Below are 22,985 nucleotides of genomic sequence, written 5' to 3'. Positions count from 1 at the left end.
AAAAGGGCTCCAATCGGAGCCCTTTTATAATTGGGTAGTAAGATTATGCGTTAGCCGCATTAAACTCAACTATTTGGCGTCGATAAGCAGCTAAACGGTCAGGAGTCATTAAGTTTCTCTTGTCATCGAGAACATTTCCTCCCATATCATCCGCAATCTGCTGCGCAGTTCTCAACATCAAGTTGAAGTTTTGCTCAGCTTCGCCATAGCAAGGCAACGTCATAAAGAAGGAAATGCCTTTCGTCGAAAACTCTGCGGGATCACCATGCTCAAGTGTGCCCGGATGCATCATGTTAGCCACACTGAACAGCACTTTACCGTTTCCAGATAAATCAACATGACGATGAAAGATATGCATCTCGCCATAGATAAGACCATTTTGCTGCATACTGTCAAAAAGTTCCGTGCCAATAAATGGCTCTTCGCCCGCACAATGAACATTCAACACGATCACTTGCATTTCCGGCTCTGGCTTTGGTTCTTCTGCTTGTTCAACAACGGCAGGAGCCACTTCTTCAACCATTTCCATCTCTTGTTTAGGCGCATCAAATGCAGAAGGCATGATCTCTTCTTCAACCACCTCTTGCATTGGCTCTTCGACTTCAGACGGCTGAATTGCTACATCTTCAACATCGTTTTTCATCGCGACAAAAGAAGGGATTTCCTCAGCTTCTTCTTTTACAGAAGGCTTTTCTTCTGTCACACCACCAAGCAAGGGATCTGCCTCAAACTTACTATCAAACGTATTTTCCATCCCAAAGTCTGGTTCTTTGCGATCTTTACGGATGATTTCGAAATCGTCTTCAGGGGCAGGAGCGAAACTGCGCTCTTGCTCAACCGAATCTTTATCTCCTTGGTCAACATCCAGCTTACCAAGTGGCTTGTTGCCAAATTTTGCTTTGCCTTCTTTCTTACTGCTCCACAAACCATGAAACAGCAATGCCGCGATGGCTAATGCGCCAACAACAATGAGTACGAATCGCAATTCCTGCATTATTTACTCTCAATATACCTGTTTTTACTACTCGCAATTCCTTGAGCAGCAACCCAAGTGCAATAAATCTGAATGATACGTTTACTTTACCAAAACTATATGTAGGTTTAGAACAACTTAATGCAAGAAGTTCCGTTTTTTGTTGTGATTCTTGCCACGATTCCACTTTGCAAGACCCTAATTGTTAGGGCATTGAAAGAAAATCATCGACAGGTACAATGAGTTCTCACTCACACGAAAATATTGGATATGAAGATTAACAATCAGCAACGAACCGGATTCGGTTACTTCCTATACGGAATTCAATTGGCGCTCTCTCCAGAGATAAGACGTTTTGTCGTGTTACCACTTTTAGCAAATATTATTCTCGTGGGTGGGGCTATCTTCTATCTATTCTCCCACTTGAACATGTGGATTGAAGGTTGGATTGGACAGTTACCAGAGTTTCTCTCTTGGCTCACGTATATCTTGTGGCCCCTACTTGCTCTAACGATACTGGCCACCTTCTCTTATTTCTTTAGCACGTTAGCCAACTTTATTGCCGCTCCCTTCAACGGGCTGTTAGCAGAAAAAGTTGAAGAGACGCTAACCGGAAAAAAAATTAATGACGACGGCTTTACGGCTGTTCTAAAAGATGTGCCTCGTGTACTTGCTCGCGAATGGAGAAAACTGCTTTATACACTGCCTAAAGCAATTGGCTTGTTTTTGCTCTTACTTATCCCAGCACTAGGGCAAACTGTCGGCCCGGTTTTATGGTTTATCTTTACCGCGTGGATGCTCGCTATTCAATATTGTGATTACCCGTTCGATAACCACAAAATTCCGTTCAACGACATGCGTTACAAATTGAAACAAAAGCAAGGTAAAGCCTATGGCTTTGGTGTGTTGGTTTCAGTATTCACAACGATTCCAATTTTGAACCTTATCGTCATGCCTGTTGCAATATGCGGTGCGACCGCCATGTGGGTGGCAGAGTTTAAACATCAGCGCTAGGTCAAATTTAGTGAAAGGGAAGGCTGTTCGATGCGCTTCCCTTTCTTTTTACTAAATTCTCGGCCAACCTAATAAGATATAACTTTTTAATCCTTTTCCCTTTTTTTTATACCGCATATTCTTCTATCCATATTCACACAACGTGTAATGAAGGAACATCACTATGAGCAAAATCTACGAAGATAACTCTCTTACCATTGGTAATACGCCCCTAGTTCGCCTAAACAAAGTGAGCAAAGGTAACGTTCTAGCGAAAATTGAAGCACGCAACCCAAGCTTCAGTGTTAAGTGCCGTATCGGTGCAAACATGATTTGGGAAGCAGAAAAAGCTGGCACTTTAAAGCCAGGCGTAGAGCTAGTAGAACCAACCAGTGGTAACACAGGTATCGCATTAGCGTTCGTAGCAGCCGCTCGCGGTTACAAATTGACTCTAACTATGCCTGAATCAATGAGCCTTGAGCGCCGCAAGCTACTTAAAGCACTAGGCGCAAACCTTGAGCTAACTGAAGCAGCGAAAGGCATGAAAGGCGCAATTGCTAAAGCAGAAGAGATCGTAGCAAGCAATCCTGAAAAATACCTTCTTCTACAACAGTTCAACAACCCTGCTAACCCGCAAATTCACGAGAAAACCACAGGCCCTGAAATCTGGGATGCGACAGACGGTGAAATCGATGTTCTAGTAGCAGGCGTTGGTACGGGTGGCACTATCACTGGTACAAGCCGTTACATTAAAGGTGAGAAAGGTAAAGCGATCACTTCTGTTGCTGTAGAACCTGCAGAATCACCAGTAATCGCGCAAGCACTAGCAGGCGAAGAAATTCAACCAGCACCACACAAAATCCAAGGTATCGGTGCAGGTTTCATTCCTGGAAACCTAGATTTGGACATTATCGACCGAGTTGAGCCAGTGACTTCTGAAGAAGCAATTGAGATGGCTCGTCGACTAATGGAAGAAGAAGGCATCCTTGCGGGCATCTCTTCAGGCGCCGCTGTCGTTGCTGCGAACCGAATTGCAGAACTACCTGAATTTGAAGGAAAAACCATCGTAACAATTCTGCCAAGCTCTGGTGAACGCTACCTAAGTACGGCGCTATTTGCTGGTATCTTTACCGAAAAAGAGAACCAACAATAATATGTGGTCAAATCAATTTTTCGTCTAAAAAAGCCCCGTTCAGGGGCTTTTTTGTTGATCCCTGCCCTACCTTTGGTAATATCAGGGTGTTTTATTTCTAGCTTCAAAATAAAGAAGCAGAACACAAAAAGGTTTCAAAGTAATTGCGCACGCAAACAGTTGCGTAGTTACCAAACTTTTGACTAGTATCAGAACTGACACGCTTTGAACTCTCCCGTGCTAGCGCACAAGATATAAAGCAGTTAAGCTAAATCTAGTCACAAACTAACAAAAAAATACATTTATTGGGGTATATCACATGTACGAGAAGCAAGTAGAAATCACAGCAGAAAACGGTCTTCACACTCGTCCAGCTGCACAGTTCGTTAAAGAAGCTAAAGCATTCGACGCGGACATCACTGTGACTTCTAACGGTAAAAGCGCTAGCGCTAAGAGCCTATTCAAACTACAAACACTAGGCCTAGTAAAAGGTACTCTTGTTACTATTTCTGCTGAAGGCCCACAAGCTCAGCAAGCTGTAGACCACCTAGTTGCTCTAATGGACCAACTACACTAATCCGGTCTCCTACTCCAGAAGCCATTTTGTGAAAGCAAAATGGCTTCGTTGGAAATAGGCTCAAAACTAAGCTAAAACTATTCGTTAGCGCACCCATTATTCTCCCGTTTTATAAAGTTGACCAAACTTAAGGTAAGGCTATGATTTCAGGCATCCTAGCATCTCCTGGTATTGCAATCGGTAAAGCACTACTACTTCAAGAAGATGAAATTGTCCTAAACACAAACACTATTTCTGATGATCAAGTAGAAGCAGAAGTTGCACGTTTCTTTGACGCTCGTAACAAATCTGCAGCTCAGCTAGAAACTATCAAGCAAAAAGCGCTTGAAACTTTTGGCGAAGAAAAAGAAGCGATCTTTGAAGGTCATATCATGCTTCTTGAAGACGAAGAGCTAGAAGAGGAAATCCTAGCACTTATCAAAAACGACAAGATGACTGCTGATCACGCTATCCACTCAGTGATCGAAGAGCAAGCATGTGCTCTTGAGTCTCTAGACGACGAATACCTAAAAGAACGTGCAACTGACATCCGTGATATCGGTTCTCGTTTCGTGAAGAACGCACTAGGCATCAACATCGTTTCGCTAAGCGACATCAATGAAGAAGTTATCCTAGTTGCTTACGACCTAACGCCATCTGAAACAGCGCAAATCAACCTAGACTACGTGCTGGGTTTTGCTTGTGACATCGGTGGTCGTACTTCACACACTTCTATCATGGCTCGCTCTCTTGAGCTTCCTGCTATCGTTGGTACTAACGACATCACTAAGAAAGTTAAGAATGGCGACATGCTGATTCTTGACGCGATGAACAACAAGATCGTTGTTAATCCATCAGAAGCTGAAGTAGAAGAAGCGAAAGCAGTTAAAGCTGCATTCCTAGCTGAGAAAGAAGAGCTAGCAAAACTTAAAGACCTACACGCAGAAACAACAGATGGTCACCGCGTAGAAGTTTGCGGCAACATCGGTACAGTGAAAGACTGTGACGGTATCATCCGTAACGGTGGTGAAGGCGTTGGTCTGTACCGTACTGAATTCCTATTTATGGACCGTACTGCGCTACCAACTGAAGAAGAACAGTACCAAGCGTACAAAGAAGTTGCAGAAGCAATGAACGGTCAAGCTGTGATCATCCGTACTATGGATATCGGCGGCGATAAAGATCTACCGTACATGGATCTACCTCAAGAGATGAACCCGTTCCTAGGTTGGCGTGCAGTACGTATCAGCTTGGATCGTCGTGAAATCCTTCGTGATCAACTACGTGGCATCCTACGTGCGTCTGCACACGGTAAGCTACGTATCATGTTCCCAATGATCATCTCTGTTGAAGAAATCCGCGAGCTTAAGAACGCAATCGAAGAGTACAAAGCAGAGCTACGTGCTGAAGGTCTTGCATTCGACGAAAACATCGAAATCGGTGTAATGGTTGAAACACCTGCAGCAGCAGCGATCGCACACCACCTAGCGAAGGAAGTATCTTTCTTCTCTATCGGTACAAACGACCTTACTCAGTACACTCTAGCGGTTGACCGTGGTAACGAGATGATCTCTCACCTTTACAACCCTCTATCACCAGCTGTACTAACCGTGATCAAGCAAGTTATCGACGCTTCTCACGCTGAAGGTAAGTGGACTGGTATGTGTGGTGAGCTTGCAGGCGATGAGCGTGCAACACTTCTACTTCTAGGTATGGGTCTGGATGAGTTCTCAATGAGCGGTATCTCTATCCCTAAAGTGAAGAAAGTTATTCGTAACTCTAACTTCGCAGAAGTGAAAGCAATGGCTGAAGAAGCACTTTCTCTACCTACTGCAGCAGAAATTGAAGCAGTAGTTGAAAAGTTCATTGCTGAGAAAACTCAATAATCAGTAGTACCAAGTTATTCAATACTTAATGGCCATTAGACGGCGAAAAAAGTCGTCTAATGGGCTATATTGGTATACTATAATTCGACAGAATAAAACCAAACCTTAGGAGCATGACACAATGGGTCTGTTTGACAAACTTAAGAAGCTTGTATCTGATGACAGCGCTGACGCTGGTGCAATCGAAATCATCGCACCACTATCTGGTGAAATCGTAAACATTGAAGATGTGCCAGATGTTGTTTTCGCTGAGAAAATCGTTGGTGACGGTATTGCTATCAAGCCAGCAGGCAACAAAATGGTAGCTCCTGTAAACGGTACTATCGGTAAGATCTTCGAAACTAACCACGCATTCTCTATCGAGTCTGACGACGGTGTTGAGCTTTTCGTTCACTTCGGTATCGATACAGTTGAACTTAAAGGCGAAGGCTTCACGCGTATCGCTGAAGAAGGTCAAACTGTTAAAGCTGGCGACACTGTAATTGAATTCGATCTAGCTCTTCTAGAAGAGAAAGCGAAGTCAACACTAACTCCAGTTGTTATCTCTAACATGGACGAAATCAAAGAGCTGAACAAGCTTTCTGGTTCTGTAACTGTTGGTGAAACTCCAGTTCTACGTGTAACTAAGTAATTTTTACTTATCCGAACACGAAAAAACGCTGCCAATGGCAGCGTTTTTTATTATCTGAATTTTTTCTGGCCGATGCGCATCGCTGAAACACGTTCAACTGAGCAAGCCTAGTGCAGAGCTCGGCCTTTGCTTCGCTTGAGCGAGTAATGCAGTTGTCGCATCCTGCAGCACCTGAGAGCGCACCATTACTGTCGACTCCCGAGCAAAGTCTGTATCTCGAATTCGCCCTTTTGATTCCGAAACACTCCGGTTAATGGTGTTTAAATTATCGATCGTGCCACTCACACGATTCTGAAATCCACCGATTTCACTGCGATGAGAATCAACATACTTTATCGCCGCATCCACCACACCAATAGCAAGCTGAGCGCCTCCTACTGTCGACATATCGAGATCATCAACGGTCACCAACTCACCGGAACCTATATCCATCTCATCGGCAAAATTGCCTTTCCATGTGACGCCTTCTGGCGCATTCAGTGTCGAGGTAAAAAACTGCAGTTGATGATCTTGCGTTACGGAAGCATCGACTACCGATTGCTGGGCATTAATGTAGGTTGCCACTTCTTCAAGGTTATCGCCTACTTTGAGTGTTAATGCTTTAGATTGCGCTTGGCCTTCATTGTCTCGATATTCAAACGCGAACTGTTGGTTATCTCTCGTCACCCGCCAGTCTTTGTCTAAACTGTCACCCAGATAATGTTGCCCGCCCATTTCAGGTATGTGCGTACGCATGTTTCTGAGCGTCAATGATATAGAGTTCGCATTGGCGCCAATATGAAAACTCTGAGAACCATAAGAGCCATTGAAGAGGTTTTTATCCGCGAATGTCGTCGTGATTGCCACACGATCCAATTCATCTTGTAGTGCAATCACTTCTTGTTGAAGACTTTTACGATCATCCTGTTCATGGCTGCCATTTGCGGCCTGAAGTCCGAGAGAGCGTAGCCGTTGCAGAATATCACTGCTCTCATGCAACGCGCCTTCTGCGGTTTGAGCGACCGAATAGGCATCGTGAGCATTCCTTAAGGCGACATCAATTCCTCTCGTTTGAACATGGAGAGTATTAGATATTTGTAGGCCTGCAGCATCGTCACTTGCTGAGTTAATCCGATATCCCGAAGACAGGTTTCTCTGTGACTCAACGTTTTGATCAGCTGCTTGGCTAAGATGTCGCTGCGTCATCATCGCGGCAACATTGGTATTTAAAGAGACCATCTAATCGATATGAATGCCTTGTCGAACATCCTGTTAGGACGCATCTAAATCGGTATAGCCGATAAGCAAAAAGCCAGGGATGAGCCTGGCTTTTGTATCTTGTCGTGTTAGGTAGATTAACCTAGAAGACTTAGCGCTGAGTTTGGCGCTTGTTTCGCTTGCGCAAGGATTGAGCTTGACGCTTGCGATAGAATTTGTGACTTGGTCATTGCCGTCGTTTCTTTCGCGAAGTCGGTATCTTTGATACGGCTCTTCGACGCGTTCACGTTTTCATTAATGTTGTCCAAGTTGCTGATTGCATGGTTGAAACGGTTCTGGAATGCACCCAGCTCTGCACGGTGGCTGTCTACGTATTTCAGTGCCGCATCAATGATTGCTACTGATTCTTGTGCGCCGCCAACTGAAGTTACGTCGATAGTATCAACCGTAACGTTTTTCTTGTCGTCGCCTAAGCCTAGTTCACCAGACAGACTGCCAGAGAATGACACTTCGCCTTCTACTTTGTTGTTACCAGCAAAGATTTGCAGTTTGCCATCTTGGTCTACTGACGCTTTCACTAGGTCTGTTTGACCGTTGATGTACGTTGCTAGCTCTTCGATGTCATCGCCCGCTTTCGCGTTGATGTTGATTTCTTGCTCTTGACCAAAGCTGTCAGTTAGGCTGATTTTTAGGTCGTTTTTGCCTTGTGCAACGTTCCAGTCTTTACCTTTACCGCTTTCAGCTTGGTAGCTCACACCGCCCATCATTTTGTTGTCTGAGCGCATGTCTTTAAGCTCAAGCATTACTGCTTCACCGTTATCAGCACCGATTTGGAACGATTTCGCACCATGTGTGCCGTTTAGTAGCTTGTTACCACCAAAAGATGTGGTTTCTGCGATACGGTTTAGTTCGTCGTTTAGTGCTGTCACTTCTTCTTGAATCGCAACGCGCTCTGCTTTCGAGTTTGAGCCGTTTGCTGATTGTAGAGATAGGTCACGCATACGTTGTAGGATGTTGGTTGTCTCGTTCATTGCACCTTCAGCAGTTTGTGCAATAGAGATACCGTCGTTCGCGTTGCGAACAGCCACATCCAGGCCACGGCTTTGTACGTTCAAACGGTTCGAGATTTGTAGACCCGCAGCGTCATCTTTTGCGCTGTTGATTTTGAAACCTGAAGACAAACGCTCCATTGAGGTTTGTTGTGCTGAGTTTGCGTTGTTTAGGTAACGCTGAGCGGTCATCGCTGATACGTTAGTGTTTACATTCACTGCCATGGTGATTTCTCCAATTGATTTTCCGATGTAGCGGTTTCCGACGTCTCGGAAAACCAAGTAGTTCTCTCAAAGTTACTTCTATTAACGACACCAAATTCAGAAGCTTTAGAAAAAAATTTAAAAAAATTACATTGCGAGATTTGGCTAAAAAAATTGAAGAAAAGTCAGAAAAAGTGCTCAAGTTTCTACAAATTGAGCCGAGAGGGCCAAATTGTACAGAAAAACATCAAAAATAAGAGATAAGGAAATGAATAGAGAAAATAAAAGAAGGAAAATGCAGAAAAGAAAAAGCCCCTTTTCCTTTGAGAGAACTGGGGCTAGGTTGGTCGCCAGAGCCTATGTGGAGATCAAGAGAAATGAACACATTTCCGGCATACCGGGTGCAACTCTACATTGAAAATGATTGGCAGGTGAGAGATGAGAGAGCCATTCATTCTATTATAAAGTTGCTTGCCAAGCCCGCATTCCCATCCACGTCTGAATGTATTGAATACAGGCTAGAGGATACCAATCGTAGTAAATAACTGCCCACCCTAGCTTGCTAAAATGCTCGATAACCACGTTAAAGTTTTTGACTGTAGAATGACTACTTATCGAAAAACCTTGCCTCGTTCTCAAGCATTGAATCTACGCTATTTCTGAACTCTTATTCACTGTAATTGGTATAAACTACTGCAATAGTGACATTGCAGAGTTTGGCAACTGTTTCGCTTGAGCAAGAATCGAAGTACCTGCTTGTTGCAAAATTTGTGCTTTGGTCATTTGCGTTGTTTCTTTCGCAAAGTCCGTGTCTTTAATTCGGCTGTTCGACGCGTCAACGTTTTCTTGGATATTTGCCAAGTTGTTGATACTGTGGCTCAGACGGTTTTGTTTCGCACCAAGATCCGCACGTTGTGAATCCACGTATTTCAGTGCAGAGTCCAGTACAGAAATCGCGTTCTGAGATCCTTGAACCGTTGTCATATCAATATCTTGTACTGATGTTCTTACTGGCTCATCACTTAGGCCTAGCTCAGAAGCAAGACCACCAGAGATCGAGATGTCACCCTGAACGTTTGGATGAGCAACAAAAATTTGCAGCTTGCCATCTTCGCTTACAGACGCGTTGATCATGTCTGATTGACCATTGATGTACGTTGCTAGCTCTTCGATGTCATCACCCGCTTTCGCGTTGATATTGATTTCTAGATCATCAACATTACCATCTTCGTCTTCACCCATGCCAGGAAGCGTGATTTTTAGATCGGCTTTAGTTGGATCAACACCCCAATCTTTACCTTTTCCTACTTCAGAGAAGAATGTCACACCGCCCATACGAGTGTCATCTGCACGAATACTGGTTAGACCCATGATCATCGCTTCACCAGAGCTCGCACCGATTTGGAATGCCGCTTCACCGAATGAGCCGTTCAATAGACGACGGCCACCGAATGATGTGGTTTCTGCGATACGGTTCAGTTCGTCAACCAACGCCATTGATTCTTCGTTGATTGCCTGACGCTCAGCAGGAGAGTTAGTACCGTTTGATGACTGGATAGCCAAGTCACGCATACGCTGCATCACTGACGTTGCTTCGTTCATCGCACCTTCAGCCGTTTGAGCGATAGAGATACCATCGTTCGCGTTACGCATTGCCACATCAAGACCACGAGACTGTGCCGTTAGACGGTTAGAGATCTGTAGACCTGCTGCATCGTCTTTTGCACTGTTAATTTTATGACCTGATGATAGACGCTCCATCGAGGTATTAAGCTCGTTGGTCGCTTTATTTAAGTAACGCTGCGCGGTCATCGCGGAGACGTTAGTACTAACTGTTACAGCCATTTTGCTCTCCTTTTGAGTTCGCAAGCTTTTGCGAAGCGGCCAGCTTTACTCTCATTTGGATAAGCACTGACCGTAAAAATTACTTGCTAAATCTGCCTTTAACGCAGGGTTTAGAATCTCGAAATCTGTTCTGACATTATTCAATACAATTTGTGTGCCAACTTATTTAAGATATCGATTCCAAATTAAAATAGATAAATAAACAATAAGTTAGATAACACACTCGCTGTTTTCGACCTCTTTCTCTATGAGATGAAGATATTTTCACACCAAGAGAAGCTTGCCGCTCACATTGCCACTGGTGCCTTTGCCGCATTCGGTAAAAACATGCCGCTCACTCACCTCAACGACATTTGAAATTTCTCGCACTTAAGGCTTGGCACATAAGGCATCAAAATCTCTCGTTGTCGTTATTCGCCGCTGGCCGTCAAATCATTAAATGTAGTTAAACAATGTCAGGTCTTTTGTTTTGCCAAAAGCTTGTTGCGAGGCCTGCAATGCACGCGAGTTCTCACTGAACTCGATCACGGCTTTGGAGTAATCCAAATCCTCAAAATTGCTCTTTGCTTTTGCCAAAGACAAGTTAAAGTCTTCGTGGTTTTGCTCTTGAATATCGAGCGTGCTCAGCCTTGCACCCACGTCGGTTCGAGCTTTGTTCAAATGGATGAACGCGGCTTGAAATTCCTCAGTCATTTGGTGCAACTTCGCGGTCGCTGATGTATCGGAAACGGATTTATCCGACCAAGACATCGCTTCCTTAAAGGTATCGAAAATACTGAAGGACTCACGTTTTTCGATGCCGATGCTGTCTCCAGGGGTAATTTGCCCTTTCACATGCACTTTAAGTCCTTTGTACTCGATGCCTTTTTCTGGCGAAAATTCGTCAGCGTCCACCACTTTGCCGTTTCGCTCCAATTGGTAGCCAAACTTGCCGTTATTCATATCGACAAACGTCACGCGATAAGAAGCGGTGTCCTTCGCATCCACATTGGTTGCTTTACTTAGCAGTAAGTCAGAGCCGCTTTGTAAATCGTAACTAGGCTGGTAATCACCAAACGGGTTTGGGATTTCCATGAACAGTTTGCTACCAGGATCGTTCATCGGCATATCCAGCATGCTGGACACTTTCATTTTGCGTTGGTAATCATCACCAGCGTATTGCACGCTGCCATCTTTATCACGATAAAATGGCTGGCTTTTCGGCTTTGTCCCCGCAAACACGTAGTTGCCCGATTCATCTTGCGCATTCACTAAGTTAAGGAAGTTATTTGCAATTTCTTCCAACTCACGCTTTTTCGCTTGTCGGTCTTCGGCAGAAAACGCACCGTTGATCATTTCCATAGTGAGACGTTTCGATTCATCAGCGAAACTTTCTGCGTTCGCGATGTTCACTTCGTGGTTTTCTAAACGGTTACGCACCAACACAATCGAGCTTAAATATTGCTTTAACTGCTCTTGCTGCTGGCCAATATTCTGAATGTAATGCGCAGCCAGCGGATCATCACTTGGTTTAAGCAGCTTCTTACCTGAGGCAAGTTGCTCTTGGTTGTGATGGATCTTGTTCTCTTGGCGACGCAAGTCATTTTGTACAGACTGATAGTTATGGAAACTAGAAATTCGATTTAACACTTATCTCTTCTCCTTACCTCAGTTGCAAAATGGTGTTGAAGGTGTCATTTGCCGCCTGCATCACGCGTGATGAAGCCATGTAAGCTTGTTGAAACTTCATCATGTTGGCGGCCTCTTCATCGAGGTTCACACCCGCAATCGATGCTACACGCTCTTGTGCGGCTTCATGCTCTAAACGCGCAACCGATGCTAAGCGGTTAGCCGTTGCCGATTTCAAACCCACTTCAGTATTAAGATTGTGGTAAACGTCAATCAAGGTGCTCGATTTACCATCCATCATTTTGTTGGTTTGTAATTGCTGCATCTTTCTCAAGTTGCCGTTACCACCTTCTGACGGCACCAAGTTGGCAGTAAATTTGTCGTTCAGCAGTGCGCCTTCTGTCAGTTCAAAGATGGTTGCATCGCCATTTTTGTATAGCGGATGACTTTTCGGCACTGAGATTTCAATCAGCGGAGCATCTTTGTCTAACGGATAAGAGTATTTATCGGACAGTAAGTTACCTTTGTTATCGGTAATCTTTAGCCACGCTTTGTCGTGCTTTTCATCAGGTGGCTGGACCGTCACTTCAAACTCTTTTACATCACCCGCTTCACGAATATTGAATTTCGCACTGCCTTGAGCAAACGTCGTAGACGCTTCATAACTTTGTGCGGCAATGGATTTAGCGTCATTGGTTTCCATCTTGATGATGGCAGCACCACTGCGAGTAGGACGCAGCAGCACTCGTTCGCCAGCGGCAAGGCCTTCGCCGATTTGCACTCTCATGCCATCCAATACGAAGGTAGAATCCGACTGGTCTATATCTATCTGAACTTGCTCGCCTTTCGGTGTTGTCACGCTGTAGCGATCACCATCGAAGCGCAGCGCATATTCGCCACCTTTCAACGCCGAAATATCATCGACATAAACGGCAACGTCCGCTTTCGAGTTTGGTGCAGTAAACACTCGTGATTTAGCCACCAGCTCAGAATTCACATCGGTGAAAACGTCTTTACCGATTTTGCCGTTGAGATCCAAGCCTTGCGATTGTAGTTGGTTAACCTTGTAAGAGAATCCGGTAGCTAAGCGCCCCATTTCATCCAGCAGTTGCGGAATGTGTTTGTCACGCATGTCGAGTAGCGCGCCGATTTTGCCGTCCATGTCGTCGGCCTTAATCGCTTTGATGCCATCGCCTTCGACCATCGCTAGACGTCGTTGGTGCACGTCTGGGTAGCCATCAATCATTTTTAATTGGCTTGCCTCTGTGCCCGACACCAAGGTATGACCATTGCCGATGTGTACGTTGAAGCCTTCAGCGTTTTTACGTGGGGTCACGGTGACCTTAGTGTATTCCGACAGCTCGGTAATCAGCTTTTCATGCTGATCCATCAAATCGTTATGTGGACCAGGAGTGCGCATCATCAAGCGGTGGATGTCACGAATTTCTAGCGCCAGTTGGTTAATGCGCTCAATGCCCATGTCCAATTTTTTATTGGTCACGTCTGATTGCAGTCGCACCGTTTCGTGAAAGTCGTTTAATGTGTCTGAAAAGATTTTTGCCTTTTCCAACACAACTTTACGCGCACCTAAATCGTTTGGTGTGTCCGCCATGGTTTTCACAGCATCAAACCACTCGTTGAGGTTTTCTGGGATCTTCTTCGATGCAACAGAGCTCAACATGCTAGAAAGCATGTCTAAGTTATCTTGGGTATCCGTTTTATTCGCATTGCTTGTAGAGGACAGGTTGAGTTCATTAACGGCAAATTGGTCCCACGAGCGGCGAACATTTTCCACATGCACACCCATGCCGTAGGTCGAACCACCAAACATACGTGGATCGTTGGTACCCTGAATCACTGACTGACGGCTGTAACCTTCTGTATTAACATTAGAAATGTTATGACCAGTAGTATTTAACTGCCTCTGAGCAGTAAGCACACTTTGAGTACCTACATTCAGAAGATCTGACGCCATACCTGCCCCCAAAAACGAAATAAAATCGGTAAATACCGATCACCTAGACAAGTAAAAGCAAAAAATGTGCCAAGTGAAATTTAGAGTAGTAAATTCAGGTAAAATAAAGGCTTGCACGATGGCAAGCCTCAATGATTCGCGTACGCGGTAACCCCAAAAGGTTACATACTTTCGATTTTCTGCTTCACTTGCAGAACTTTGTCGGCGTAGGTTGGATCCGTCGCATAACCTGCTCGATGAATACCGCGAATAAAGGATTCAGAATCTCCACGTTGCTGCAATGCCGTCTCGTAACGTGGATTGTCATTCAAGAAACGGACGTAGTCGTTGAAACTATCTTGATAGTTCGAGTAAGAACGAAACGCTGCCGTCTCTTTCACTGGCGTATTGTCATGAAATTCCAATGTTTGCGTGGTGACTTTATCACCTTGCCAGCTTCTGTCTGCTTTGATATTGAACAAGTTGTTACTGCTACCACGAGCATTTTGCACCACTTTTTGTCCCCAGCCAGTTTCCAGAGCTGCTTGAGCAAGAAGCAATGATGGTTCTACACCCAACGCTTTCGCCGCCTTTTCAGCGTATGGCTTCATGGAGTTCACAAAAGATTCTGGCGAATCAAACTTAGCAGGAGTATGGCTGGTACGGGAAAGTTCGCCGGATTCAATCAAACGCTTTTCAATTTCACGCGCTTTTTTAGGGTCCACGCGACGATATTCTACCGCGCTGTTTGCCGCGTCGCGCATTGCCGTTTCGCTCTTATCATTGCCTTGGCCAGCCGTCAGCTGTGCCACTATCATATCTGCCAAGCCCATAGAGCCATTTGCGCTCAGTTCACTCGCCATCTGCTCATCAAGCATCTGGCGGTAAAATTTCTCATTTTGGCTATTCATGATGTTCGACTCGAAGCCTTCGTTCGCTTCGCGCATCGACTTCAGCATCATGGATGTAAAAATAGACTCAAACTGACGAGCAGCCGCATGCAGTGCTTCTTGCTCGCCATCTTTGCCCTCTTTAACCGCTTTCTGACGCAGGCTATCGAGTGAGCTAATGTCGTGAATAAAACCGATATCGTTAGGATTCTTCATCATCGCAACCTCCTAACCATTAAATGATGATCAACTGGCCTTCGATGGCACCAGCTTGTTTCAATGCTTGTAAGATGGCCATCAAATCAGAAGGTGCTGCGCCCACTTCATTCACCGCACGTACGAGGTCATCCAGCGTCAAACCCGGCTCGAATTTGAACATCTTGCCTTTTTCTTCCGTCACTTCGATATCTGAATCGGGCACCACGACCGTTTGGCCGCCAGAGAAGCTGTTTGGTTGGCTAACGTTTAGATTTTCTTTGATGGCGACAGTCATGCCACCATGCGTCACTGCCGCAGGCTTAAGACGCACGTGTTTGCCAACGACAATCGTGCCAGTACGGGAGTTAACAATGATCTTCGCCGCGCCATCAGCTGGGTCAAACTCTAAGTTTTCAATCGCGGACAAAAACGCCACACGCTGGCTGACATCACGCGGGGCACGCACGCGTACCGACGTCGCATCTACTGCGCTAGCCATTTGTGGGCCAAGGAAGTTGTTTACCGCATCCGCCATGCGTTGTGCGGTCGTGAAATCAGATTCAAGCAAGTTGAAAGTAATGTAATCACCACGACCGAATGGGTTTGGAATTTCGCGCTCTACCGTCGCACCACTAGAGATAAGACCAACAGTTGGGTTGTTACCAACAATTTTTGAACCGTCAGCGCCTTCAGCACTGAAACCGCTCACCACTAAGTTACCTTGTGCAACCGCATAAACTTGACCGTCTAGACCTTTAAGGAACGTTTGTAGAAGCGTACCACCACGTAGACTTTTCGCACTACCGATTGACGATACAGTCACATCCACTTGTTGACCCGGCTTAGAAAATGGCGGCAACTCTGCCGTGACCATAACCGCGGCAACGTTTTTGATTTTTGGCTTGGTACCCGGCGGCAGTTGAATGCCGAAGTTTTGCAGCATGGCCGCGAAACTTTGCTCAGTAAATGGGTTCGCTTCGCCCGTACCTGGTAAGCCTGAAACCAAACCATAACCCACGAGTTGGTTGCTTCGCACGCCTGCCACTTGCGCGACGTCTTTGATTCGTGCGGCTTGGGCGGCTGTAGAAAACAGAGCAACGCTCATCAGTAATAAAACGATTCTTTTCATGCTTACTTAATCTCTTGCAGTCAATTTGCCGTCAGTACGGCGTCTTATAGCGCTACATTAAAGAATCGTGCCAAGAAGCCAGGCTCTTGCATATCTTGCGACAGACCGGTTCCTGAGTATTGAATTCTTGCGTTAGACACACGATTTGACGCAATTGTGTTGTCGAAGTTGATGTCATCAGGACGAATTGTGCCGCTTAAGCGAATGTACTCGTCACCCGTATTTAGCGTCATCCACTTCTCACCACGGATCACGAGGTTGCCGTTTGCCAGCACTTCGATAACTTCGACCGTAATGTAACCACTGATGCTGTTACTCTGCTTCGCAGAAGAGTCGCCAGCAAAGGTGTTGGTGTTGTTTAAGTCATAAGAGAAGTTGTACTTGCCGCCTACTTTCAACTCTTCACCGCCCACTTGTAACGGATCCATTTGCGCTTCGTTGGTTTTCGACAAGTCCGCGTTAGCGCTCTTCGTCGCACTGGTGGTTTCATCTAACGTGACTGTGATGATGTCGCCAATGCCGCGAGGTTTAGAATCATCATACAAATCGGTAATGTGCTCTGGGCTAAACAGAGAACCCGTCGCCGCCGCATAATGCTCAGGCTTTTGTTTTGGATGGATTGGAGCCCACGCTGGATCACCAGCAACCGGATCATTTCTGCCACGCAGTGTATCAACGATGCCGCTACTCTCGTCTTTCGACTTATCGCCTTCAACCGCATCCACAACGGTAGTCGCTTGCGTCACTTCATCCGTTTCGATGGGTTCTAACATCGCACAGCCAGACATGGTTGTGATCAGCGCAAGTAAACAGATACGTTTCATTATGAGCTCCTTAATGGCTAACTTTCGCCGTTACAACTGCTGGTTAACGAAACTCATCATCTTATCGACAGATGAGATCACTTTAGAGTTCATTTCGTACACGCGCTGAGCTTCGATCATGTTGACCAATTCTTCTGTCACGTTTACGTTGGAGGCTTCTAGCATCGATTGGCGAATTTCACCCAAACCGTCCAAACCCGGAACACCTTCTTGCGGGTCGCCACTTGCGCCTGTTGGCAAGTAAAGGTTCTGACCGATTGGCTCTAGGCCACCTGGGTTAACAAAGTCTGTAATAGTCAACTGGCCAACGACTTGGTTATCTTGCTGACCACGTACGCGCACAGATACTTCACCGTCCGTACCGACAGTGATAGAAATCGCATCTTCAGGAATCACAATTTCAGGTTCTACTGGATAACCAGAACCAGATGTCACTAGCGTGCCTTCACCATTTAGCGTGAACTGGCCGTTACGGGTGTAACCGATGTTGCCGTCAGGCAGAGTCACTTGGAAGAAACCATCGCCTTCCACCATCATGTCCAATGCGTTGGTGGTGGTTTGCGCATTACCGTGCGTGTGCACTTTTTGCGTTGCAACCACTTTAGAACCAGCACCAAGCATCAAGCCACTTGGCAGCTCGGTGTTTTGAGAAGACTGACCGCCCGGCTGGTTGATGTTTTGGTAGAACAAATCTTCAAAGACCGCACGGCTTTTTTTGTAGCCCACGGTCGAGGCGTTCGCCAAGTTGTTCGAAATCGTAGCGATGTTGGTTTGTTGGGCGTCTAGACCTGTTTTACTTACCCATAGTGCTGGATGCATAGTGAACCTCTAACTCTGTTAACTCATACGAAGCAATGAATCTGAAGATTTATCCATCTCTTCAGCGGTGCTCATCATTTTGACCTGCATTTCGAATTGACGTTGAAGGTCAATCAGCGCGGTCATTTCACCTACGGCATTCACGTTACTACCTTCAATCGCACCAGTTTGGATGCTGATAGTGCCGTCTGCTTCGTAAGGCTGGTTTGGAGTTTTATGGCGAAATAAGCCATTGGTGTCTTTAAATAAGCTTTGATCGTCAGTTTTCACAAGCTTGATACGATCAACGATTTGTAATTCTTCAGCCGGCGCACCTTGTGGAAGTACAGAGATGGTGCCATCACGACCGATTTCGATTTTGGAGAGTGGGATTGGCAGGGTGATTGGCGCATCGTTCTCCCCCAAAACGGCATGACCGCTTGCGTTGGTTAGCATGCCATTTTGGTCAATTTTGAGGTTACCGTTACGGGTCAAACCTTCTTTTCCAGTGTGATCCAATACAGAAATCCAACCGCTGCCTTCGACGGTAATGTCCAAATCGCGACCAGTCGTGATCACGCTGCCTTGAGCAAAATTATGTCCCGGACGCTCTGTCATGCTAAACACGCGTGACGGTAAACCATCGCCATACGCTTGCATTGAGCGAGCCTGTGCTAAATCCGCACGAAAACCCGTCGTGCTGACGTTAGCCAAGTTGTTAGCGCGCAATTGCAAAGCCTGCATATTTTGCTTGGCGCCACTCATTGCGAGAAACAGTGCGCGATCCATAATCTACTCCAAAAAAGTCTCTGTACTTCGGAGTAAAAGCAATAGTTATGCCAAGATAAAAATAGACTTATTTATCAAAAACTTGAATAAAATTAAAGACAATCAAGAAGGATATTCAATGAAAGAAAACTGCAAAGGGAGGCAAGATTTTGATCCATGTGGCGGCAACAGCGGCAAACCAGAGATCAAAGCATGCTTAGCCTGAACTGAGGTGTTTTCAGGCTAAGCATCAGATGAATGTCATGATGTTATCAAGCCAAGCGGCGAAAGCACGCCTAACTTGATGATGCAGATTATCGAATCTGCAGGATATTTTGTTGTAGCTGGTTATGTACTTCTAGCGAACGTGAGTTTGCTTGGAAGTTACGCTGAGCAGAGATCAGATCCACCAGCTCCTGAGTCATATCAATGTTTGACTGTTCCAGCATACCGTTGTTGATAGTACCGAAAGAGCCTTTGTTTGATTCACCCCAAATCTTGTCACCAGAGAACTGAGTCGAATCCCATTGCGTACCGCCCTTCTTATCCAGACCTTGTTCGTTAGGAACACGAACTAGCGCCACACGACCCAATGTTACGTTTTCACCGTTTGAGTAAGTACCCAATACGCTGCCGTTTTCATCAAAGTCAACTTTGGTTAGGAAACCCGTTGTCGCACCATCTTCATCGAACTTAGTCAGCTCAAATGGGGCGGCAAATTGTGTCGCTGCACCCAGACCAAAGTTAAGCGTCTGAGCAGGATCTGCACCATTCATATCAAGCGGCGTGGTGTTTGTTGCAGGATCACCCAATGCAACAGAAGTAATCGGGTTACCGCTGTTTAGGCTTGCCAACGTACCATCGTTGTTGAACTTCATGGTGTGACCAATATGACCTGTTGGTGTTTGCGCATCACCACCAGCAACGTTTAACGGCTTCTCACCACTCTTGTCTGTTACTGTGTAGTAAGTGTTCCACGTGTTTGGCTGAGTCTGATCTTTCAAGTAGTACGTTGTTAACTTGTAAGATTGACCCATCGAGTCATAAATGGTCGAAGAGGTTGAACGGTTGTATGTATCTGGGTCTGAAAAATCAAACTGAGTTGGATCTTTCAAATCACCGTTAGCAGGTAAGTTCACGCCCACTTCAATATTCGCTGTTTGTTTTGGCTTACCAAATTCCGCAGGAATATTGATTGGTTGTGGCTCGTAAGATGAAACCTCACCAGACTCTGGGTTTACTTGATAACCAAGTAGGAACTCATCGTTCGCGGTTACCATGTAGTTTTCTTTGTTCAAATGGAATGCACCGTTACGTGTCATTTCATTTTGTTGAGGGATGAGACGATCTTTCGCTACCGCGAAGAAGCCAGTACCCGATACACGCAAATCCATTGGGTTGTTGGTGTAAATGCTTGAGCCTTCGTGGAACTGTTGTGCCACTTGGCTTGCTTGTGCACCGCCACCCGGAGTGGTTTTTGCGTTAGTAAACAAAGAGTTTGAGTAAACATCAGCAAATTCCGCACGAGACTCTTTAAAGCCGTACGTGTTGGCGTTCGCAATGTTGTTACTGGTTGTATTTAAATCCAGTTGAGCCGCGGACAAACCGCTTAAAGATACATATGACATTCCAAAATCTCCTAATCTAGCGTGTTATGGATTACGCTTTGCCAACTTCCAGTACTTCTGCAAGTCGAACTGGTGATTCAAAACCAGCCAGATTGAGTAATACGTTTCCGTCACCTTTACCCAGCAATACACTGTTTACGTTGGCGTAAGTAGAAACTGGGAACTCTTGTGACTCCCCATCCACTAAGCCAGACGCTTTCACTTTGTATTTGCCAGCAGGCAATGGATTACCGCTTTCATCATTACCATCCCAAAGTACGCGTGTGTCGCCGGCTGGTTTCGCACCTACCTCAAAAGTACGAACCAATTGGCCAGCTTCGTCTTCTACACGAACAAACAAGTTGTCGAGAGATTTCGAAAGCTTAACCATTGCCGCCATAGGCGCATCGTCTTGCTTCACACCCGCCGCACCTGGGACCAATACGTCGCGCCCTACCAAAGAGGAAGCTTGCAACGCTTGGTTCGATGTCATTGACGAGTTCAAACTCTCAAACTGAGTGTTCATCTTACCAATGCCATCTACGGTCGCAAATGACGCCATTTGCGCAATCATCTGGTCATTACTTACCGGCTTAAAAGGGTCCTGTTGAGACAATTGCTTCGTGAGCAACGATAAGAAGTCTTCCTGTTTTAGGTCCTGCTTACCTGTGCTCCCTTCCGCTTTTTTGTTCTCTTGAAGACTTTTAAGCTGGTCGATATAGGACAAGCCGCTTTGACCAACGTTGTTAATTCCGGCCATACGCTACCTCCTTATCCTTATTGACCCATCTGCAGCGTACGCAGCAGCATTTGTTTACTAGAATCAGCGACCTGCACATTCGTTTGGTATGCGCGAGAAGCCGAAATCATGTTGGCCATTTCTTCCATTACATTGACGTTTGGCTTGTAGATGTAGCCTTCGTCGTTTGCAAGGGGATGATCAGGGTTGTACTCCGCACTAAGCGGCTTATCACTTTCTACAATTCCCAGAACTTTCACTGGCACAGTATCACCGCCACGCATGGCGTTACTTAACTCAGCACCAAATACAGCATGACGCGCTTTGTAGGTGTCTTTCGCAGAGCTGCTGACACTGTCGGCATTCGCCAAGTTGCTCGAGGTAGTATTCAGACGAACAGACTCAGCGCTCATTGCGGAACCTGTCACATTGAAAACGTTAAATAAGCTCATCTAAATTAATCCCCTTTGATTGCCTTGGTTAAGTTCTTGAATTTGCCGCCTAGAAAGTCGAGTGATGCTTGGTGTCTGATTTGGTTTTGCATAAACAAGTTACGCTCTAAATCCAAGTCAACGGTGTTGCCATCACCCGTGTCTGGTTGCGTAGGAAGACGATACAGTTTGTCCCCCATCAACGTTGTAGTGGCAGGAATATGCCGACCATCTGTTCGGCTAAGACCAATGCTTGCCCCAGATGTTGCCGCTTGTAACTCCTTGGCAAAGTCTAGACCTCTTGCTTTGTAACCAGGCGTGTTTGCTTGCGCGATGTTGGTGGAAATCACCTCTGCATTGCGCTCACGTACGCCCACCGTGTGCTGGTGGATGCCTAGTGCCTTGTCAAAAGATATAGCCATGTTTGCCTCTACAATTAAGAACTGACCGTTATTAATAACTAAATAGCAATTAGCGTGCCAAAAACCGGAAACGCTAAAGCACCTATCAGCTATTGACGTTTTAGATTGCAATAAGCAAGCCAAAGTAACTGGAATGTCGTATCACTTCGCTTACTTGAATAAAGATACACCCTGCAGAGGGAACAGGGCAAAGTCCGACAACAGATTAGCGAGGGGAAACTCGAAAGCTCATCTCATGTAGACAAAAGAAAGGATGCAGAAAAAGAAAAGCCTGACACGAGGTCAGGCTTTGTTTTCAAATAAGAGATACCGCTATTTAAGCTTGTAAATGATACCTGGATTACAGCGCACCATTTCAAATTTATCAGTCAGACCGGTTAACGACTCTGACGCACCCAGCAATAGGTAACCACCAGGGTTTAAACTACTCGCCATTTGGTTAAGCACTTTAGATTTCATCTCTGGAGAGAAGTAAATCAGCACATTACGACAGAAAATGATGTCGAATTTACCCATCAGTGCGTAGCTATCCATCAAGTTTTGAGGACGGAAGTTCACCAAACGTTTAACGTTGTCTTTCACTTTCATACGGCCATCGCCTGCATCTTCAAAGAAAGTGCGGCGACGCTCAGGCGAAAGACCACGACCTAAAGCTAGGTTGTCATACACACCTGCACGACACATTTCGAGCATGCTTGCAGAAATGTCCGTCGCTGTGATGGAAACACTTGGCAGCAAACCTGGCTTACGCTGTTGCGTTTCCAGAATTGTCATCGCGATTGAATAAGGTTCTTGACCAGATGAACTGGCCGCAGACCAAATTTTAATTGGACGTTTATTTGCCGCAACTTCTGGCAATAGTTTGTCAGCTAAAACCGTGAACGGATAAGTATCTCGAAACCACAATGTTTCGTTAGTCGTCATCGCATCCACAGCAGCAATACGCAGTTCACGATTGCGGCCAGCAACAACATCGCGTAGCAAATCAGACAACGACGCAAGCTTGAACTTAGTCACTAGAGGACTCAGTCGGCTGCGCACGAGGTATTGTTTGCTATCGCCTAATACGATGCCACATTGCGATTCTAGAAAACGGCTAAAGTCACGATACTCTTGATCACTGATTGTAATAGCAGTCATTAATGTCTCTT

Annotated in this window: 20 protein-coding genes and 2 pseudogenes; 5 read left to right on the top strand and 17 right to left on the bottom strand. The window is 45.6% G+C overall.

Translation table 11 applies throughout. The annotated features are described in order from the left end of the window. Positions 1–43 precede the first annotated feature (43 nt). Positions 44–994 carry a cell division protein ZipA gene (gene zipA / locus ACYJZR_RS03930; RefSeq protein WP_406966408.1) on the bottom strand — a complete coding sequence of 317 codons (951 nt, stop codon included), beginning with the start codon at positions 992–994 and terminating at the stop codon, positions 44–46. A 249-nt stretch (positions 995–1,243) separates the two neighbouring features. On the opposite strand from zipA, the gene cysZ reads away from it, so the two are divergent. The 5 genes from cysZ (at position 1,244) to crr (ending at position 6,171) form a co-directional block, all read left to right on the top strand. Next, positions 1,244–1,987 carry a sulfate transporter CysZ gene (cysZ, locus tag ACYJZR_RS03925; protein ID WP_025635848.1) on the top strand — a complete coding sequence of 248 codons (744 nt, stop codon included), beginning with the start codon at positions 1,244–1,246 and terminating at the stop codon, positions 1,985–1,987. Between the two features lie 163 nt (positions 1,988–2,150). Further along, positions 2,151–3,119, top strand: coding sequence for a cysteine synthase A (gene cysK / locus ACYJZR_RS03920; protein ID WP_005489833.1), 969 nt, complete (start codon positions 2,151–2,153; stop codon positions 3,117–3,119). A gap of 298 nt (positions 3,120–3,417) precedes the next feature. Then, positions 3,418–3,675, top strand: coding sequence for an HPr family phosphocarrier protein (locus ACYJZR_RS03915; RefSeq protein ID WP_005436894.1), 258 nt, complete (start codon positions 3,418–3,420; stop codon positions 3,673–3,675). A gap of 140 nt (positions 3,676–3,815) precedes the next feature. After that, the gene (gene ptsI / locus ACYJZR_RS03910) at positions 3,816–5,540 is read left to right on the top strand and encodes a phosphoenolpyruvate-protein phosphotransferase PtsI (RefSeq protein ID WP_005489822.1); all 1,725 of its coding nucleotides are present in this window, start codon (positions 3,816–3,818) and stop codon (positions 5,538–5,540) included. A 121-nt stretch (positions 5,541–5,661) separates the two neighbouring features. Further along, the gene (gene crr / locus ACYJZR_RS03905; protein WP_005382041.1) at positions 5,662–6,171 is read left to right on the top strand and encodes a PTS glucose transporter subunit IIA; all 510 of its coding nucleotides are present in this window, start codon (positions 5,662–5,664) and stop codon (positions 6,169–6,171) included. A gap of 93 nt (positions 6,172–6,264) precedes the next feature. On the opposite strand, the gene ACYJZR_RS03900 is transcribed toward crr, so the two are convergent. The 16 genes and pseudogenes from ACYJZR_RS03900 to ACYJZR_RS03825 form a co-directional block, all read right to left on the bottom strand. Further along, positions 6,265–7,389 carry a flagellin gene (locus ACYJZR_RS03900; protein ID WP_203505384.1) on the bottom strand — a complete coding sequence of 375 codons (1,125 nt, stop codon included), beginning with the start codon at positions 7,387–7,389 and terminating at the stop codon, positions 6,265–6,267. Positions 7,390–7,505: 116 nt separating this feature from the next. Beyond that, complete coding sequence (locus ACYJZR_RS03895) at positions 7,506–8,642, bottom strand: flagellin (RefSeq protein ID WP_193298006.1); 1,137 nt, start codon at positions 8,640–8,642, stop codon at positions 7,506–7,508. Positions 8,643–9,311: 669 nt separating this feature from the next. Beyond that, positions 9,312–10,466: a flagellin gene (locus ACYJZR_RS03890; RefSeq protein ID WP_005462278.1), complete on the bottom strand. Its 1,155-nt coding sequence runs from the start codon at positions 10,464–10,466 to the stop codon at positions 9,312–9,314. Between the two features lie 435 nt (positions 10,467–10,901). Beyond that, positions 10,902–12,095, bottom strand: a complete 1,194-nt coding sequence (gene flgL, locus ACYJZR_RS03885; RefSeq protein ID WP_461715841.1) for a flagellar hook-associated protein FlgL — start codon at positions 12,093–12,095, stop codon at positions 10,902–10,904. A 13-nt stretch (positions 12,096–12,108) separates the two neighbouring features. Continuing rightward, positions 12,109–12,492: pseudogene (locus ACYJZR_RS03880) on the bottom strand (flagellar basal body rod C-terminal domain-containing protein); the annotation flags it as partial. A 92-nt stretch (positions 12,493–12,584) separates the two neighbouring features. Beyond that, positions 12,585–14,049, bottom strand: a pseudogene (flgK, locus tag ACYJZR_RS03875) (flagellar hook-associated protein FlgK); the annotation flags it as partial. A 161-nt stretch (positions 14,050–14,210) separates the two neighbouring features. Beyond that, a complete protein-coding gene (gene flgJ / locus ACYJZR_RS03870; protein ID WP_005454015.1) occupies positions 14,211–15,137 on the bottom strand; it encodes a flagellar assembly peptidoglycan hydrolase FlgJ in 927 nt (308 codons plus the stop codon). A 16-nt stretch (positions 15,138–15,153) separates the two neighbouring features. After that, positions 15,154–16,245 (bottom strand): flagellar basal body P-ring protein FlgI, encoded by a 1,092-nt coding sequence (locus ACYJZR_RS03865; RefSeq protein WP_005454020.1) that lies wholly within the window; start codon positions 16,243–16,245, stop codon positions 15,154–15,156. A gap of 44 nt (positions 16,246–16,289) precedes the next feature. Continuing rightward, positions 16,290–17,069: a flagellar basal body L-ring protein FlgH gene (flgH, locus tag ACYJZR_RS03860; RefSeq protein ID WP_005462288.1), complete on the bottom strand. Its 780-nt coding sequence runs from the start codon at positions 17,067–17,069 to the stop codon at positions 16,290–16,292. Positions 17,070–17,099: 30 nt separating this feature from the next. Next, positions 17,100–17,888, bottom strand: a complete 789-nt coding sequence (gene flgG / locus ACYJZR_RS03855) for a flagellar basal-body rod protein FlgG (protein ID WP_005382032.1) — start codon at positions 17,886–17,888, stop codon at positions 17,100–17,102. Positions 17,889–17,906: 18 nt separating this feature from the next. Beyond that, on the bottom strand, positions 17,907–18,656 hold the full coding sequence (locus tag ACYJZR_RS03850) for a flagellar basal body rod protein FlgF (RefSeq protein ID WP_005462290.1): 750 nt from the start codon (positions 18,654–18,656) through the stop codon (positions 17,907–17,909). A gap of 293 nt (positions 18,657–18,949) precedes the next feature. Beyond that, positions 18,950–20,263: a flagellar hook protein FlgE gene (gene flgE / locus ACYJZR_RS03845; RefSeq protein WP_005462291.1), complete on the bottom strand. Its 1,314-nt coding sequence runs from the start codon at positions 20,261–20,263 to the stop codon at positions 18,950–18,952. Between the two features lie 31 nt (positions 20,264–20,294). Next, a complete protein-coding gene (gene flgD / locus ACYJZR_RS03840; protein WP_005462292.1) occupies positions 20,295–21,002 on the bottom strand; it encodes a flagellar hook assembly protein FlgD in 708 nt (235 codons plus the stop codon). Between the two features lie 17 nt (positions 21,003–21,019). Continuing rightward, the gene (flgC, locus tag ACYJZR_RS03835; RefSeq protein WP_005462293.1) at positions 21,020–21,433 is read right to left on the bottom strand and encodes a flagellar basal body rod protein FlgC; all 414 of its coding nucleotides are present in this window, start codon (positions 21,431–21,433) and stop codon (positions 21,020–21,022) included. Positions 21,434–21,438: 5 nt separating this feature from the next. Further along, positions 21,439–21,834 (bottom strand): flagellar basal body rod protein FlgB, encoded by a 396-nt coding sequence (gene flgB / locus ACYJZR_RS03830; protein ID WP_005462294.1) that lies wholly within the window; start codon positions 21,832–21,834, stop codon positions 21,439–21,441. 312 nt (positions 21,835–22,146) lie between these two features. Continuing rightward, the gene (locus ACYJZR_RS03825) at positions 22,147–22,974 is read right to left on the bottom strand and encodes a protein-glutamate O-methyltransferase (protein WP_005462295.1); all 828 of its coding nucleotides are present in this window, start codon (positions 22,972–22,974) and stop codon (positions 22,147–22,149) included. Positions 22,975–22,985 lie beyond the last annotated feature (11 nt).

Source organism: Vibrio sp. RC2502 (genome assembly GCF_054850435.1).
This window is presented reverse-complemented; position numbering and strand designations above follow the sequence as displayed.